Source organism: Cellulomonas jepli, from assembly GCF_047229345.1.
Taxonomy (GTDB): Bacteria; Actinomycetota; Actinomycetes; order Actinomycetales; family Cellulomonadaceae; genus Cellulomonas_A.
Genome location: NZ_JBFTER010000010.1, coordinates 32389 through 47380 on the forward strand (window position 1 = coordinate 32389; position 14992 = coordinate 47380).

Consider the following 14992-nt stretch of genomic DNA (forward strand, 5'->3'; position numbering starts at 1 on the left):
GCCGGGCGTGCTGCGTCCGCCCGTCAGAAGTCGGCGAGCGCCCAGCGGATCGCACGGACCATCGCGTGCCCCGACGCCCGCACCACGGTCGCCTCGACCGGGGGCGCGTACGGCAGGCCGAGCGGGCGGCGCGTCCACCGCGGCAGCATCGCGACCCCCGCCCCGGCGAGCGCGCCGTACGGCATGCGCGCGGCGAGCGGCAGCGGCGGGTGGACGAGCAGGAACCGCGCCGCGTCCCGGGCCGCCTGCGTCCCGCGCAGCTCACCGCGGTACCGGGCGAGCGCGCGCTCGAGCGCGGCGACGTCCGTGGGCACGTCCACACCGCCGAGCTTGCGGGCGACGACCGCCGCCTGCGCGACGTACTCGTCGCAGCCGGTGGGATCGAGCGGGTTCTCGCCGTAGAGCTGGTGCGCGCGCAGGAAGCTGTCGACCTCGGCGACGTGCACCCAGTCGAGCAGGTGCGGGTCGGAGGCCCGGTAGGGGACGCCGTCCTCGTCCTTGCCACGGACGCGCTCGTGCACGTCGCGCACGTGGCCGACGACGCGCTCGGCGTCGGCGGCCGTGCCGAAGGTCGTGACCGCCAGGAACGTGCTCGTGCGCTGCAACCGCCCCCACGGGTCGCCGCGGTAGCCCGAGTGCCCGGCCACCGCCGCCATGGCCTGCGGGTGCAGCGACTGGAGCAGCAGGGCACGCAGCCCCCCGACGAACATCGAGGCGTCGCCGTGCACGCGCTGGATCGCGCTGCCGGGCTCGAACCAGCGGTCCCCAGGGCTGAAGTGGATGCGGTCGTGCTTGTCGCGGTGGTCGTCCCCGGCGACCCGCCCGAGCAGCGCGGTCGCGAGGCGGGCGCGGGCGGACTCGGCGACGGACATGCCTCATGGTCACCGCCGGGCGGTCGGGTCGCGAACCGGGCCTCTCAGCGGCGTCTCAGGTCGGTGTGCCCGCGCGGACCCGCACACGGGGGCGCTCCCGGCGCTCAGCGCACGCGCGTCGAGGCGCCGGCGACCCAGCCGCGCGCACCGCGCGCCTGCACGGACCGGCTCGCGACGCGTGTCGCCGCGGTCAGCGCGAGCACGGGGTCGACGCCGCGCGCGAGCTGCTCCGCGAAGGCGCCGTGCAGCACGTCGCCCGCGCCGAGGGTGTCGACCACGTGCTCCCGCGGGACCACGGGCGGCTCGACCGTGCCGGCCTCGTGGTGCGCACCCGTGACCCGGCGGCGGAACCGCACCGGCCCCGGCCCCGCCGAGCGGGCGACGAACGCCGGGCCGAGGAGCGCGACGGCGGCGAGGTCGTCGTCGCCCGGCGTGCCGCCCGCCAGGACGTGCCCGGCGGGCGCGGTCGCGGCGAGGTCCTGCCCGTCCCGCGCGCCGCTCCTCGGGACCCGCGCCGCGCCGCGGAGGTGGTCGGGCAGGCGGAAGTCCGCCGAGAGCACCGCGTGGTCCACGTGCGCGAGCAGCTGGTCGGTGCGCGGCTTCCAGCTGCCGCCGTCGAGCACGACGGGGACGCCCCGCGCACGTGCAGCCTCGGCGAGCACGAGCGCCGCACCGAGGTGGTGCCCGTCGAGGAGGAGGACGTCCGCGCCGTCCAGCACGGCGGCGGCGCGCCGGCGCGCGGCGGGGGCCAGGTCGCCGGACGCGCTCGCGTTGACGGACACGACCGCGCGCTCCCCCGTCCCGCGGGTCACGAGCACGGTCGAGACGGCCGGCGAGGCCGGGGCGCCGTCGAGCAGGTCGACGACCTCGACCCCCGCCTCGTCGAGGCCCGCACGCACGAGCGCCGCGACCGGTCCCGACCCGAGCGCCGTCACGAGCCGGGCCCGCACACCGAGCGCGACGGCCGTCGCCGCCGCGTTCGCCGCCGGTCCGCCGAAGGTCACGTCGAGCCCGGTCGCGACGAGCTTCTCGTCGGGCGCCGGCACGTGGTCGACGTCCTGCAGCACGTCGAGCGTCACGAGCCCGCAGGCGACGACGAGCGGCGGCGGGGACGTCATCCGCCCATCCTGCCCGGCCGAGCCCGACGCCGGCCCGGAACGGTCAGGCGCGTGCGTCGGTGCTGACGGCACGCACCGCGGCCGCCCGGTCGACGAGCAGCCACACGCCCACGCCCGCCACGAGCGCCGCCAACAGGACCGAGGGCCAGGGCCCGAGCGCGTCCGCGGCCAGGTGCGAGCAGACGAACGCGGCGAGCGCCACAGCCCCGGCCGCGACCGTGCGCAGGAGCCCCGCCGCCCGGAGGGAGCGGGCCGCGCACCAGGCCAGCCCCGCCGCGAGCACGATCCCGCCGAGCCCGCGCACCCCCGTCCCCTGGGCGACGGCGAAGCCCACGACGAGCGTCACGGCGGCGATCACGGCGGTCGGCAGGCGGCTCATGCGCGCCACTCTAGGCAGCGGTCGTCGGCACCGTCGGCCGTCCGGGCTCGCGTGGACCTCGTCGGCCACGAGCCCTCGTCGGCGCGTGCTCCGTGGTCTCCCGTCCCTCCACGTCGGCCCCCTCGCGCCGTCCGGGCGGACGTCCCAGGACCGTCCCCGCCCACCGCAATACGGTGGTGCCACGACATCGCGAGAGGGAGCACCGTGACCACCACACCCACCGACGCCACCACCACGAGCGCCTGGAAGGACCTCACGGCCCACCGGTCGGCGCTCACGCCGGACCTGCGCGGCTGGTTCGCCGCCGACCCCGACCGTGCGACGCGGCTGACCCGGACGGTCGGGGACCTGCACGTCGACCTGTCCAAGAACCTCGTGACCGACGAGACGCTCGAGCTCCTCGTGCGGCTCGCCGACGAGGTCGGCCTCCCCGGGCGCATCGAGGCGATGCTCTCCGGCGAGCACATCAACGTGACGGAGGACCGCGCGGTCCTGCACACGGCGCTGCGGCGTCCCGCGGGCGCCACCCCCGCGCTGCACGTCGACGGCCAGGACGTCGACGCCGACGTGCAGGCCGAGCTCGCGAAGGTCTCGGCGTTCGCCGACAAGGTGCGCAGCGGCGAGTGGACCGGCGTCACGGGCGCGCGCGTCGCGACCGTGGTCAACATCGGCATCGGCGGCTCCGACCTGGGACCCGTCATGGCCTACGAGGCGCTCCGGCCGTACGTGCAGGACGGGCTCGAGGTCCGCTTCGTGTCGAACATCGACCCGACCGACCTCGCCGAGACGGTGCGCGGGCTCGACCCGGCGACGACGCTGTTCATCGTCGCGTCGAAGACCTTCGGGACGCTCGAGACGCTGACCAACGCCCGGCTCGCCCGCACCTGGCTCTGGGAGCAGCTCCTGGCGGCCGGCGCGATCGAGGACACCGACGAGGCGCGCACCCAGGCCGTCGCCCAGCACTTCGTCGCGGTCTCCACCGCGCTCGACAAGGTCGCGGCGTTCGGCATCGACCCGGCGAACGCGTTCGGCTTCTGGGACTGGGTCGGCGGCCGCTACTCGCTCGACTCGGCGATCGGCACGTCGCTCGCGATCGCGATCGGCCCCGACGGCTTCCGCGACCTGCTGGCCGGCTTCCACGCCGTCGACGAGCACCTGCGCAGCACGCCGTTCGCGCAGAACGTGCCCGTGCTCATGGGGCTGCTGAACGTCTGGTACGTCAACTTCCTCGACGCGCACACGCACGCGGTGCTCCCGTATGCGCAGTACCTGCACCGCTTCCCCGCCTACCTCCAGCAGCTCACGATGGAGTCGAACGGCAAGTCCGTGCGCTGGGACGGCACACCCGTCACGACGGACACCGGGGAGATCTTCTGGGGCGAGCCCGGCACGAACGGCCAGCACGCGTTCTACCAGCTCATCCACCAGGGCACGCGGCTCATCCCGGCGGACTTCATCGCCGTCGCGACCCCCGCGCACCCGCTGCGCGACGGCGACGCCGACGTGCACGAGCTGTTCCTGTCGAACTTCTTCGCGCAGACCAAGGCGCTCGCGTTCGGCAAGACGGCCGACGAGGTGCGGGCCGACGGCGTCGCGGAGGAGATCGTCCCGGCGCGGGTGTTCCCGGGCAACCGCCCGACGACGTCGATCATGGCGCCGTCGCTCACGCCGTCCGTGCTGGGCCAGCTCATCGCGCTCTACGAGCACATCACGTTCGTGCAGGGCGTCGTGTGGGGCATCGACAGCTTCGACCAGTGGGGCGTCGAGCTCGGCAAGGTGCTCGCGATGCAGATCTCCCCCGCCGTGTCCGGCGACGCCGAGGCGATCGCGGCGCAGGACCCGTCGACGCGCGGGCTCATCGAGTACTACCGCGCGCACCGCGACGCCTGAGGCTGCGTCCGGCCGGGTGGCGCACGTGCGCTGCCCGGCCGACAGGCGGCTCAGGCCGCCGGCGGCTCAGGCCGTGGCGTACCGCTCGGCCGACCGGGCCCGGCGCTTCTCGGCCTCGACGTCGCGGTCCTTGGGCGGCGCGGACGTCACGAGCGCGTCGAGGAGGTGGCGCGTCGCGTGCGCGATCTCCTCGACGGCCCGGTCGAACGCCTCGCGGTTCGCCTGCGACGGCACGGTCGAGCCGCTGACCTTGCGCACGTACTGCAGCGCTGCGGCGTGCACCTCGTCCTGCGAGGCGGGCGGCTCGAAGTTGTGGAGGGTGTGGATGTTCCGGCACATGCTCCCGACGGTACGGCGGACCCTGCCCGCGCGGAACCCCGGGTGCGCGCCCGGCCCCCGCGCGGACCGTGCCGGGGCGCACGGCGGGCCGAGAACCGCGGAGCACCGCGTGATCACCCGCTCCAGCAGTCGCGCTCACCCGCGCCGGGAGCGGACACTGAGGAGCCCGGAACCGTCCGCGGGGAGCGGACACGCCAGCAGGTCTCGCATCCGGGCCGCACACCGGCTATTGTCGTGCCCGGAGTTACTGTGATTCGCACGTCCTTGACCGTCGAGGCTGAGCCTCGGCGTTGCGTTCTCTAGGGAGCGGACGACGACACCGTGATATCGCCCCCGACACCCGGGGTCGTCCCCTAACCCGCAAGGGAGCAACCATGACGACTGGAACCGTGAAGTGGTTCAACGCCGAAAAGGGCTTCGGCTTCATCGCGCCTGACGACGGCGGCGCCGACGTCTTCGCGCACTACTCGGCGATCCAGAGCAGCGGCTACCGCTCGCTCGAGGAGAACCAGAAGGTGCAGTTCGACGTCACGCAGGGCCCGAAGGGCCCGCAGGCGGAGAACATCCAGCCCCTCTGATCCTCGGATCGGCTCGCTGACCCTCATCGGTCGGCACACAGCACGCAGAACCGCCCCGGCCTCGGCCGGGGCGGTTCTGCTGTTCCCGGCCCCGGACCCGGTCGTGAGCGTGACGTCCGCCCCCGTCCCAGCCGGGACGGCTCTGCGGTTCTCGACCCCCCCACGCACACGGTGCCCCGACCCGTGAGGGCCGGGGCACCGCGGCTGACGCGGCCCTGCGCCGGTCAGCCCACCGGCGTCCGCCCGCCGGTCGTCGGCGCACCCGGGGGCGCGCCGGCGTTCGTGGTCAGCGTGCGGAGCAGCTGACTGTCGCACCCGCGCCGGAGCCGGTGCCCTGGAAGCCGACGTCGGTGCTGCGGCCCGCGGCGAGCGAGCCGTTCCAGGCGGCGTTCTGCACGGTCACCGAGCTACCGGACGAGCTCGCCTGCCCGCCCCAGACGTTCGCGACCCCACCGTTCGGGAGCGCGAGGGTCACCGTCCAGCCGCTCACCGGCGCCGAGCCGGCGGTCACCGTGACGGCGCCGATGAAGCCGCCCTGCCAGCTGTTCGCGACGCGGTAGACCGCCGTGCAGCCGGCACCCGCGGTCGGGGTCGGGGTGGGCGTGGGCGTCGGGGTGGGCGTGGGCGTCGGGGTGGGCGTGGGCGTCGGGGTGGGAGTCGGCGTGGGCGTGAGGGTCGGGGTCACGCCGTCGAGCACGCCCGCGAGCGCCGGGTACCACCGGTCCGCGAGCTTGGCGATGCCGGCGTCGTTCGGGTGCACGCCGTCGGACGTGTCCGCGGCGGGGTTCCAGCCGGTCCACTGGTCGACGACCGTGATCGGCGACGCGCTCGTGCTGAGCGACGCGGCCCACGCGGGGATCGCGGCGTTGAGGGCCAGGGTCCGCTGCGCGCACTCGCCGCACGTCGGGGGTGCGACCGGGATGATCTGCGCCACGAGCACCTTCATGCCGGGGTTGCTCGCGCGCATCTGGTTCACGAGCGTCGTGTAGGCCGCGAGGATCTGGGTCGTCGAGCGGTTGCTCCACACGTCGTTGGTGCCGAAGTGCATGAGCACGACGTCCGGCCGGGTCTGCGCGAGCCACCCGGTCAGGAGGCCCTCCGAGGCGACGTTCGTCGCGAGCAGGCCGCCGTGGCCCTCGTTGTCGCCGTCGTGCGCGATGCCGCAGCCCTGCGTGGGCAGCGTCCCGACCATGTCGACGTCGGTGTACCCGCCGCTCTGGAGCTTCTGCCACAGCAGCGCCCGCCAGCACCCCGGTGACCCGGTGATCGAGTCGCCGAGGGCCATGATGCGGACCGGTGCGGCTGCCGCGCGGCTCGGGGCCGCCGCGGCGAGGACACCCGTGAGGAGCACCGCGACGACCGCGACGAGGGCCAGGAGCGAGCGGTGGGCGGGGCGTGCGGACGACGTCGTCATGGCGCAGGTCTCCCTCTCGAGGGGGCTGGGGACGGGACGCGCGGGGACAGCGCGCGGCCGGACTGGCAGCCTGACGGGCCCGCCGAGGACCGCGCCAGGACGCGCGCGGGGTCAAATCGATTAGGGCGCCACCGCCCGGTGATCGACCTCACCGCTCCTCACCTGGGCGGTCGGGCGGGTGCGTGCGACCCTGGAGGCAGGGCCCCCACGGGTTCCCGGACGAGGTGCGCCGTACCCGGAGTGCGACAAGACGGCGCCGAGGGAGATCGTCATGTCCTGGCTCGTGCTGGTGCTGTCCGGTGTTCTCGAGGCCGTCTGGGCGACCGCGCTCGGCCGGTCGGAGGGGCTCACGCGGGTGGGGCCCACGGTGGCGTTCGCCGTCGCGCTCGTGCTCAGCATGGGCGGGCTCGCGTACGCGATGCGCGAGCTGCCGACGGGGACCGCGTACGCCGTGTGGGTCGGCGTCGGTGCGGCTCTGACCGTCGCCTACGCGATGGCGACCGGTGCCGAGCCGGTGTCGCTCGTGCGGATCCTGCTGCTGCTCGGGATCGTGGCCTGCGTCGTCGGCCTCAAGGTCGTCGGCTAGCGCGCCCGGCGCCGGCTCGGCCGGCCAGGGGCTGCCCTGCAGGCCAGGGCGCTCCCCGGCCGGGTCCGGCGCACCCGCAGCGTCCGGACGGGCACCTTTCACCCCGCGCACACCTCGCACGCCGCCGTCCCCGGCCGATCACCTCGACGAAGGACCCGCCGGGGTCCGGCCGCCGCGCGGCCGGCGTCCCGGCGACGTGGGGCCTCGTCGTCGATGCGATTGGTGCGTGATCTGGGTGAGGAGCGCGTGGTCCCGCTGGCTCGCGGTCTCCGCGACCGTCACCCTCGTGCACCTGGCGCTCCCCCTGGGGTTCCCGCGCGGCATCATCTACCAGCTCGTCGGCTTCGTGTCCGTCGCGGTCATGCTCGTCGGGATCCGTCGCAACAGGCCCTCGCGCCGGGTGCCCTGGTACCTGCTGACGGCCGGCATCGCGCTCATGACGGTCGGGGACTTCCTGTGGTCCTGGTTCGAGCTCGTGCTCGGGACGGACCCGTACCCGTCGGCCGCGGACGTCGTCTACCTCGCCGCCTACCCGTTCCTCGGTGCGGGGCTGCTCGTGCTCGCCCGGGCGCGCGGCAGCGAGCGGCACCCGACCGCGGCGATCGACAGCCTGCTCGTGTCGATCGGGCTCGGGCTCGTCGCGTGGGTCACCCTCGTCGCCCCCGCGCTCCGCGACCCCGAGCTCGACCTCGCGAGCACGGTCGTCGGTGCGGCGTACCCGATCGTCGACATCATCCTCATCGGGCTCCTGGTCCGGCTCCTGACCGCGCCCGGCGCCCGGTCGACCGCGTCGGTCCTGCTCGTGAGCGCCACGGGTCTGCTGATGGCGGTCGACGCGCTGTTCCAGCTCTCCGCGATCGTGCCGGCGCTCGAGGCGCACGTGCTCCTGCTCGACGCGGGCTGGCTCGTCGCCTACGCGCTGTTCGGCGCCGCGACCCTGGACCCCGGCATGCGCCTGATGTCCGAGCGCGCCGTCGAGCCCGAGCAGCGCAAGGGCCGCCAGCGGCTCATGCTCGTCGGCCCTGCCGTGTTCATGGCGCCGACGGTCCTCGTCGTGCAGCTCGTGCTCGGCGGCACCGTCGACGTGTGGGCCGCCGCGGTCGCGGCCGTCGCCCTGACGGTGCTCTCGCTCATCCGGATGGCGCGCATGACCCGGTGGCTCGAGGAGCAGGCGCAGAGCCTGCGCGGGGCCGCCGACACCGACATCGTGACCGGGCTCGCGAACCGCCGGCTGCTCGTGCGGGCGATCCGGGACGCCCTCGCGGCACCGCGGGCCCGCGTCGCGCTCGTCCTCGTCGACGTCGACCGCTTCAGCGAGATCAACGAGACGTTCGGGCACCGCATCGGCGACGAGGTCCTGATCCGCATCGGCGAGCGGCTGCGGTCCGTGGCGGGCCACGCCGGGCTCGTGGCGCGGCCGGGCGGCGACGAGTTCGCGATCCTGTTCCGCGACGTGCCCGGCAGCGGCACGGCGATGAGCCTGGCGCAGTCGGTGCACGACGCGCTCGCCCGCCCGGTCCGCCTCGACGACCTCGAGGTGCGGGTGCAGGTGAGCGTCGGGCTCGTCGTCGCGCCCGACGACGGGACGGACCCGCTGGACCTGCTGCACCGCGGCGACGTCGCGCTCTCGACCGCCAAGCGCGGCTCGCGCCTGCCCGCCCGGTACGACGTCTCGATGAGCTCGGGCAGCACGCTCGCCCCCGCTCTGGGCGGCACCCTGCTCGGCGCCATCTCGCGCGGCGAGCTCGTGCTGCACTACCAGCCGATCGTCGAGGTCAGCACCGGTCGCGTCGTCGCCGTCGAGGCGCTCGTGCGCTGGCAGCACCCCGAGCACGGCCTGCTCACCCCGAACCTCTTCATCCCCACCGCCGAGCGCACCGGGGTCATCGGCCCGCTCACGCGCGACGTCCTCGACCAGGCGCTGCGCGCGGTCGCCGGCTGGCGCGCGGACGGCCTCGACATCGCCGTGGCAGTCAACCTGGCCGCGCAGAACCTGCTCGACCCGGAGATCGTCTCCGACGTCCGCTCCGCGCTCGCGCGCCACGGGCTGCCGGCGTCCGCGCTCGAGCTCGAGATCACGGAGAGCAGCGCGATGAGCGACCCCGAGCGCGCGCTCGAGGCCCTCGACGCGCTCGAGCGCCTCGGTGTCGAGCTCGCGGTCGACGACTACGGCACCGGCCACAGCTCGCTCGCGTACCTGCACCGCCTCCCCGTCGGCCGGCTCAAGCTCGACCGGGCGTTCGTGGGCGGCATCGCGCAGGACCGGGCGAGCGAGGCGATCGTGCGCTCCACGATCGAGCTCGCCCGCCACCTCGGGCTGTCGGTCGTCGCCGAGGGGGTCGAGGACGACGCGACGTTCGCGATGCTCGCCGAGATGGGCTGCTACGCCGCCCAGGGCTTCGGCCTCGCCCGTCCCGGACCGCAGGCGGGGATCCCGGCGGTCATCGCGGAGATCACGCGGACCCGCGCCCCCGCGGTGCCGGTCCGCCGGGACGCCGTCCCGGCCCCCCGCGCGGCGGCGGCACCGGCACCTCGCTGACCCCGCGCGGGGCCGGACCGGGTCGCCGCGCCGCTAGCGTGGACCGATGACCCCCTCCCGGCCGCGCCCGGCCTCCCCCGCGTCCGCCGCCGTGCTCGGCGCGGTCCTCGCCCTCTCGGGCGTGCTGCACCTCGTCGTGCCACGCGTCTACGAGCCGCTGATCCCGCGCCCGCTCGGGAACCCGCGTGCCTGGGTCCTCGGCAGCGGCGTCGCCGAGCTCGTGTGCGCCGCGGCACTCGTCCCCGCCCGCACCCGGAGCGCCGGGGCGCTCGCGACGGCCGCCCTGCTCGTCGCCGTCTTCCCGGGGAACGTCACGATGGCGCTCCGCACGCGCCGCGGAGCACCGGGGATCACCACGCGGCGGGTCGTCGCGTGGGGGCGGCTGCCGCTCCAGGTGCCGCTCGTCGGCTGGGCGCTCGCGGTCGCCCGGGGGGCGCGCACCGCTGCGGCCGCCGCACCTGCCGCCCAGGTCACGTCGGGCACCACCCGATGACGGCGTCGAGCGCACCCGCGCCCACGACGACCCAGTACCCCGTCCCCGGCCTCGTCGTGCGCGAGCACCGCGTCGCGGTCCCCGTCGACTGGTCCGCGCCCGAGCGGTACGCGCCGATCGAGGTGTTCGCGCGCGAGCTGGTCGACCCGCGCCGCGCCGGGGACGACCTCCCGCTGCTGCTGTTCCTGCAGGGTGGGCCGGGCGGTGCGAGCCCGCGGCCGCTCGGGAGCGGCTGGTGGACGACGCTGCTCGCGACGCACCGGGTCGTCCTGCTCGACCAGCGCGGGACCGGCCGCTCGACGCGTGTCGCGGCCCGCGAGGTGGCCGCCCTCGGGACCCCTGCGGAGGCCGCGGACTACCTCGCGTGCTTCCGCGCCGACGCCGTCGTCGCCGACGCCGAGCACGTGCGGCGCACCGTCTACGGGGGGCGGCGCTGGGCGACCCTCGGGCAGTCCTACGGCGGCTTCGTCACGCTCGCGTACCTGTCCCGGCACCCCGAGGCGCTCACCGAGTGCCTCGTGACCGGAGGCCTGCCGCCGCTGACCGCGACCGCCGAGGAGACCTACGCGCGCACCTACCCGCGACAGGCGGCCCGCAACCGCGAGCTCGCGCGCCGGTACCCCGGGGACGTGGCGCTGCTCGGCCGGGTCGCCGACCGCGTGTCCGCCGGCGACGTCCATCTGCCCGACGGCGACCTGCTCACCGTCGAGCGGCTGCAGCTGCTCGGGATGCCGCTGGGCATGAGCACCGGCGTCGACGCGCTGCACTGGCTCCTCGACACCGCGCTCGACACCACCGGCGAGCTCGCGGACCCGTTCCTCGCGGCGCTCGCGCACGGGACGTCGTTCGTCGACAACCCGCTGTATGCGGTGCTCCAGGAGGTCATCTACCACCAGGGCGAGCGCAGGGGCGGCTGGGCCGCGCAGGCCGAGCACGAGCGGTGGGACGCGTTCGCGCCGGGCGCCCGGCCGCTCCTGCTGACCGGCGAGGCGATGTTCCCGTGGATGTACGAGCAGATCGGCTCGCTGCGGCCGTTCCGGGCGGTCGCCGAGGAGCTCGCCGGGCGCACGTCGTGGCCCGCGCTCTACGACGCCGAGCGCATCGCGTCGAACGAGGTCCCCGTCGCCGCCGCGCAGTACTACGACGACCCCTACGTCGACCTCGACCTCGCGCTCGACACGGCGTCGCGCGTGGGGGCGACCCAGGTGTGGGTGACCAACGAGTTCCTGCACGACGGCCTGCGCGTCGCGGGCGACGTGATCCTGCCGCGCCTGCTGGACCTCGCGGCCGGCCGGTGGAGCGTCACCGGACGCTGACCCGCGGGGGGCCGCGGCCGGGCGCCGCCCCGGCACGGGCGACCGGCGCTCACCCGGCGAGGCGCTCGCGCCGCTCGACGACCCGCCCGGCCTGCGCGGCGTCGTCCCACGCGTAGACGCCCACGCCCTCGATGAGGACGTGCTCGACGCGGGAGTGCACGTCGAGCGGGTCCCCGGACCAGACCACGACGTCACCGTCGAGACCCGGGCGCAGCGACCCGACCCGCTCGTCGAGCCCGAGGATCGCCGCCGGGTTGACGGTGAGCGCCTCGAGGGCGGTCGTGCGCGGCAGCCCCTCCTTGACCGCGAACGTCGCCTGGTGCACGAGGAAGTTGACCGGCACGACGGGGTGGTCGGTCGTGATCGCGACGCGCACGCCCGCGGCGGCGAGCGTCGCGAGGTGCTCGATGCCGCGGTCGCGCAGCTCGACCTTCGACCGGTTGGTGAGCATCGGGCCGTAGATCACCGGGATGCCGCGCTCGGCGAGCACGTCGGCGATCTTGTGGCCCTCGGTCCCGTGGTTGACGACGAGCCGGTACCCGAACTCGTCGGCGAGGCGGATCGCGGTCGCGATGTCGTCGTGGCGGTGGCAGTGCTGGTCCCACGCGAGCTCGCCGTCGAGCACCCGCACCAGCGTCTCCAGGCCGAGGTCGCGCGCGAACGGCTCGCCCTTCGTGGCGGCCGCGGCCCGAGCGGCGGCGTAGTGCTGCGCCTTGACGAACGCCTCGCGGATGACCTTCGCGACCCCGAGGCGGGTCGAGGGCGTCTGACCCTTCTCGCGGTACACGCGCTTGGGGTTCTCGCCCAGGGCGGACTTCACGCTCACCGAGGCCGAGAGGACCTGCTCGTCGATCGTCCGGCCGCCCCACGACTTGAGCGCGACGGTCTGCCCGCCGATCGGGTTGCCCGACCCCGGCTTCACGACCACCGACGTGACCCCGCCCGCGAGCGCGTCGCGGAAGCCCTCGTCGTCGATGTTCACGGCGTCGACCGCGCGCACCGCCGCCATGTCGGGGCCCGTCATCTCGTTGACGTCGTCCCCCGCGACGCCCTCGCCCTCCTCCCAGATGCCGACGTGCCCGTGCGCCTCGACGAACCCGGGCAGCACCCAGCGGCCGGTCGCGTCGACCACGTGCGCGCCGTCCGGGACGGCGACGTCGAGCCCGACGGCGACGATGCGCCCGTCCTCGATGAGGACCGTGCCCCCGTCGAGCGGCTCGGAGGAGACGGGGACGACGTACCCGCCGGTGACGGCGACGACGGACGGGGTGCTCGCGCTGCGGTGGACCATGCCCAGCACGCTAGCCCCGGCGGGAGGCGCGGGCAGGTCGGCGGCCGCGCCCACCGTGGCGGCACGAGCAGCGGGCACGAGCACGCCGACGCCGTGACGGACGCGTGCGACACAATGAGGCAACCCCTGCCCGTCCTGACGAGAAGGCCGACCGTGAACCAGCCCCGCATGAACGTCGAGTCGTTCAACCTCGACCACCGCACCGTCGCCGCGCCCTACGTCCGCCTCGCGGACCGCAAGGTCCTGCCCGCGGGCGACGTCCTCAGCAAGTTCGACGTGCGCTTCACGCAGCCGAACGTGGGCCACCTCGAGATGCCGGTCGTGCACTCGCTCGAGCACCTGTTCGCGGAGCACTCGCGCAACCACTCGACGCAGGTCATCGACTTCTCCCCGATGGGCTGCCAGACCGGCTTCTACCTGATCCTCGAGGGCGAGTGGGAGCCCGAGGCCGCCATGGGCCTGGTCCAGGAGACGCTGGAGGACGTCACGCGGGCGACCGAGGTCCCCGCCGCGAACGAGGTGCAGTGCGGCTGGGGCGCGAACCACACGCTCGAGGGCGCGCAGGAGGCGGCCCGCACGTTCCTCGCCGCCCGCGACGGGTGGAGCCAGGTGACCGCGTGATCGCGGTCGACGCGGTCGTCGTGACCGCGATGGCCGACGAGGCGGAGGCGTTCGTCGAGCGCGCCGACTTCGTCGGGCCCGTCGCCCAGGTCGGGCACGCGCTGCACCGGGTCCTGTCGGTCGAGAGCCGCGGGGTCCTGCTCGTGCAGTGCGGCATCGGGCTGGTCAGCTCGGCGACCGCCGCGGCCGTCGCGATCAGCGGGACCCGCCCGAGCGTCGTCATCAGCGCGGGGAGCGCCGGCGGCATCGGCGAGCAGGTCCGGGTCGGCGACGTCGTGGTCGGCACCGAGTTCGTGTACTCGGGTGCCGACGCGCGCGCCTTCGGGTACGCGCTCGGGCAGGTTCCCGGGATGCCGGCACGGTTCGTCGCGAACGAGGCGCTCCTCGAGGCGACCCTCGGCGTCCCGCACGACGGCCTGACGGTGCGCGCGGGCACGATGCTCTCGGGTGACGCGTTCATCGACGCCTCGCTCGTGGACGCGGTCCGGGCGTCGTTCCCCGACGCGCTCTCGACCGACATGGAGACCGCGGCGCTCGCCCAGACCTGCCACCTCTACGGGGTCCCGTTCCTCTCGGTGCGCGGGATCTCCGACCTGTGCGGTCCCGCGGCGAACGACGACTTCCTCACGCACGTGGACGACGCCGCGCAGCGGTCCGCGAGCGTCGTGCTCGCCGCGCTGCACCGGGTCGTCCCGCGCGACTGACGCGCCGCCGCCGGGCCTCAGGGGCCGTTCAGGGGCCGGGTCAGGGACGTACCCGATGACCCGGCCCCCGACCGGTGCGAGCGTGGTGCACGGCCCGGACGTCCCGGGCCGCGTGCTCATCGTGAGGTCACCCATGTCGCTGCGTCCCGTGCTCGCCGTCACCTCCGTCGGTGCCCTGCTCCTGCTCACGGGGTGCGGGGCCGCCGCGTTCGGTCCGTCCACCACCGAGGAGCGCCCGGCCGACGGCGTCACGGCCGTCGAGCTCTCCACGTCGGGGACGCTCGTGGTCGAGCACGGCGACGAGCCGTCGCTCACGGTCACCGCGGGCCGCAACGTGCTGGCGCAGCTCACGAGCGAGGTCCGCGACGGCGTGCTCGTGCTCGACCACGACGACCGGCCGGGCTGGTCGCGCACCGGCGTGGTCGAGTACCGCCTCGTGGTCGACCACCTCGACGCGATCCGGGTCGAGGGCTCGGGGGGCGTGCAGGTCGACGGCGAGGTCGCGACCGGCGACGAGCTCGCGGTCCTGGTCGAGGGGTCGGGCGACGTGGACGTCGAGGGCGTCGACGTCGACGAGCTCGACGCCAGCAACCAGGGGTCCGGCCGCATCACGCTCGCCGGCGCGGCCGAGGTGCAGCGCGTCACGGTCGCCGGCTCGGGGGGCTACGACGCCGCGGCGCTGCGCACGCGTGAGGCGGCGGTCGCGGTCGAGGGATCCGGCGACGCCGTCGTGGACGTCACCGGGACGCTCGACGCGAGCGTGTCCGGGAGCGGGTCGGTCACGCACACCGGCGGCGCACGGGTGACGTCGGACGTCGACGGCTCGGGGTCGGTGCGCGAGGGGTCGTGAGG

General features: G+C 75.2%; 15 protein-coding genes and 1 riboswitch. Of the genes, 9 read left to right on the top strand and 6 right to left on the bottom strand.

The genetic code is table 11. The features are described from left to right. Window positions 1-23: 23 nt before the first annotated feature. The 3 genes from AB6N24_RS04095 to AB6N24_RS04105 form a co-directional block, all read right to left on the bottom strand. Window positions 24-872, bottom strand: coding sequence for an oxygenase MpaB family protein (locus AB6N24_RS04095; RefSeq protein WP_412868145.1), 849 nt, complete (start codon window positions 870-872; stop codon window positions 24-26). Window positions 873-976: 104 nt separating this feature from the next. After that, complete coding sequence (locus tag AB6N24_RS04100) at window positions 977-1990, bottom strand: PfkB family carbohydrate kinase (RefSeq protein ID WP_412868146.1); 1014 nt, start codon at window positions 1988-1990, stop codon at window positions 977-979. Window positions 1991-2033: 43 nt separating this feature from the next. Further along, complete coding sequence (locus AB6N24_RS04105) at window positions 2034-2369, bottom strand: hypothetical protein (RefSeq protein WP_412868147.1); 336 nt, start codon at window positions 2367-2369, stop codon at window positions 2034-2036. A gap of 204 nt (window positions 2370-2573) precedes the next feature. Here AB6N24_RS04105 and pgi point away from each other — a divergent pair, with 204 nt between their 5' ends. Beyond that, the gene (gene pgi / locus AB6N24_RS04110; protein ID WP_412868148.1) at window positions 2574-4259 is read left to right on the top strand and encodes a glucose-6-phosphate isomerase; all 1686 of its coding nucleotides are present in this window, start codon (window positions 2574-2576) and stop codon (window positions 4257-4259) included. A 66-nt stretch (window positions 4260-4325) separates the two neighbouring features. Here the strand turns inward: pgi and AB6N24_RS04115 are convergent, their stop codons facing one another. Next, the gene (locus AB6N24_RS04115) at window positions 4326-4598 is read right to left on the bottom strand and encodes a DUF2277 domain-containing protein (protein ID WP_412868149.1); all 273 of its coding nucleotides are present in this window, start codon (window positions 4596-4598) and stop codon (window positions 4326-4328) included. A 374-nt stretch (window positions 4599-4972) separates the two neighbouring features. Between AB6N24_RS04115 and cspE the strand changes: the two genes are divergently transcribed. Next, window positions 4973-5176, top strand: a complete 204-nt coding sequence (gene cspE, locus AB6N24_RS04120) for a transcription antiterminator/RNA stability regulator CspE (RefSeq protein ID WP_034634923.1) — start codon at window positions 4973-4975, stop codon at window positions 5174-5176. 286 nt (window positions 5177-5462) lie between these two features. Here cspE and AB6N24_RS04125 read toward each other — a convergent pair whose 3' ends face one another. Next, window positions 5463-6590 carry a GDSL-type esterase/lipase family protein gene (locus tag AB6N24_RS04125; RefSeq protein ID WP_412868150.1) on the bottom strand — a complete coding sequence of 376 codons (1128 nt, stop codon included), beginning with the start codon at window positions 6588-6590 and terminating at the stop codon, window positions 5463-5465. A gap of 196 nt (window positions 6591-6786) precedes the next feature. Beyond that, a riboswitch (guanidine-III (ykkC-III) riboswitch) is annotated at window positions 6787-6850 on the top strand. Window positions 6851-6861: 11 nt separating this feature from the next. On the opposite strand from AB6N24_RS04125, the gene AB6N24_RS04130 reads away from it, so the two are divergent. From AB6N24_RS04130 to AB6N24_RS04145, 4 genes are all read left to right on the top strand, one after another. After that, on the top strand, window positions 6862-7176 hold the full coding sequence (locus AB6N24_RS04130; protein WP_412868151.1) for a DMT family transporter: 315 nt from the start codon (window positions 6862-6864) through the stop codon (window positions 7174-7176). A 226-nt stretch (window positions 7177-7402) separates the two neighbouring features. Further along, window positions 7403-9715, top strand: coding sequence for a putative bifunctional diguanylate cyclase/phosphodiesterase (locus AB6N24_RS04135; RefSeq protein WP_412868152.1), 2313 nt, complete (start codon window positions 7403-7405; stop codon window positions 9713-9715). Between the two features lie 46 nt (window positions 9716-9761). Then, entirely contained in the window at window positions 9762-10208 is a 447-nt protein-coding gene (locus AB6N24_RS04140; protein ID WP_412868153.1) for a DoxX family protein, read from the top strand. After that, window positions 10205-11524 carry an alpha/beta fold hydrolase gene (locus AB6N24_RS04145; RefSeq protein WP_412868154.1) on the top strand — a complete coding sequence of 440 codons (1320 nt, stop codon included), beginning with the start codon at window positions 10205-10207 and terminating at the stop codon, window positions 11522-11524. Before AB6N24_RS04140 ends, AB6N24_RS04145 begins: the two co-directional genes overlap by 4 nt. 49 nt (window positions 11525-11573) lie before the next feature. Here AB6N24_RS04145 and AB6N24_RS04150 read toward each other — a convergent pair whose 3' ends face one another. Then, window positions 11574-12815 carry an amidohydrolase gene (locus tag AB6N24_RS04150; RefSeq protein ID WP_412868155.1) on the bottom strand — a complete coding sequence of 414 codons (1242 nt, stop codon included), beginning with the start codon at window positions 12813-12815 and terminating at the stop codon, window positions 11574-11576. A gap of 168 nt (window positions 12816-12983) precedes the next feature. On the opposite strand from AB6N24_RS04150, the gene AB6N24_RS04155 reads away from it, so the two are divergent. From AB6N24_RS04155 to AB6N24_RS04165, 3 genes are read left to right on the top strand one after another with little or no spacing between them, the layout of a single operon-like run. Further along, complete coding sequence (locus tag AB6N24_RS04155; protein ID WP_412868189.1) at window positions 12984-13436, top strand: S-ribosylhomocysteine lyase; 453 nt, start codon at window positions 12984-12986, stop codon at window positions 13434-13436. Beyond that, window positions 13433-14140 carry a 5'-methylthioadenosine/S-adenosylhomocysteine nucleosidase gene (mtnN, locus tag AB6N24_RS04160; RefSeq protein WP_412868156.1) on the top strand — a complete coding sequence of 236 codons (708 nt, stop codon included), beginning with the start codon at window positions 13433-13435 and terminating at the stop codon, window positions 14138-14140. Before AB6N24_RS04155 ends, mtnN begins: the two co-directional genes overlap by 4 nt. Window positions 14141-14195: 55 nt before the next feature. Next, window positions 14196-14990 carry a head GIN domain-containing protein gene (locus tag AB6N24_RS04165; protein WP_412868157.1) on the top strand — a complete coding sequence of 265 codons (795 nt, stop codon included), beginning with the start codon at window positions 14196-14198 and terminating at the stop codon, window positions 14988-14990. Window positions 14991-14992 lie beyond the last annotated feature (2 nt).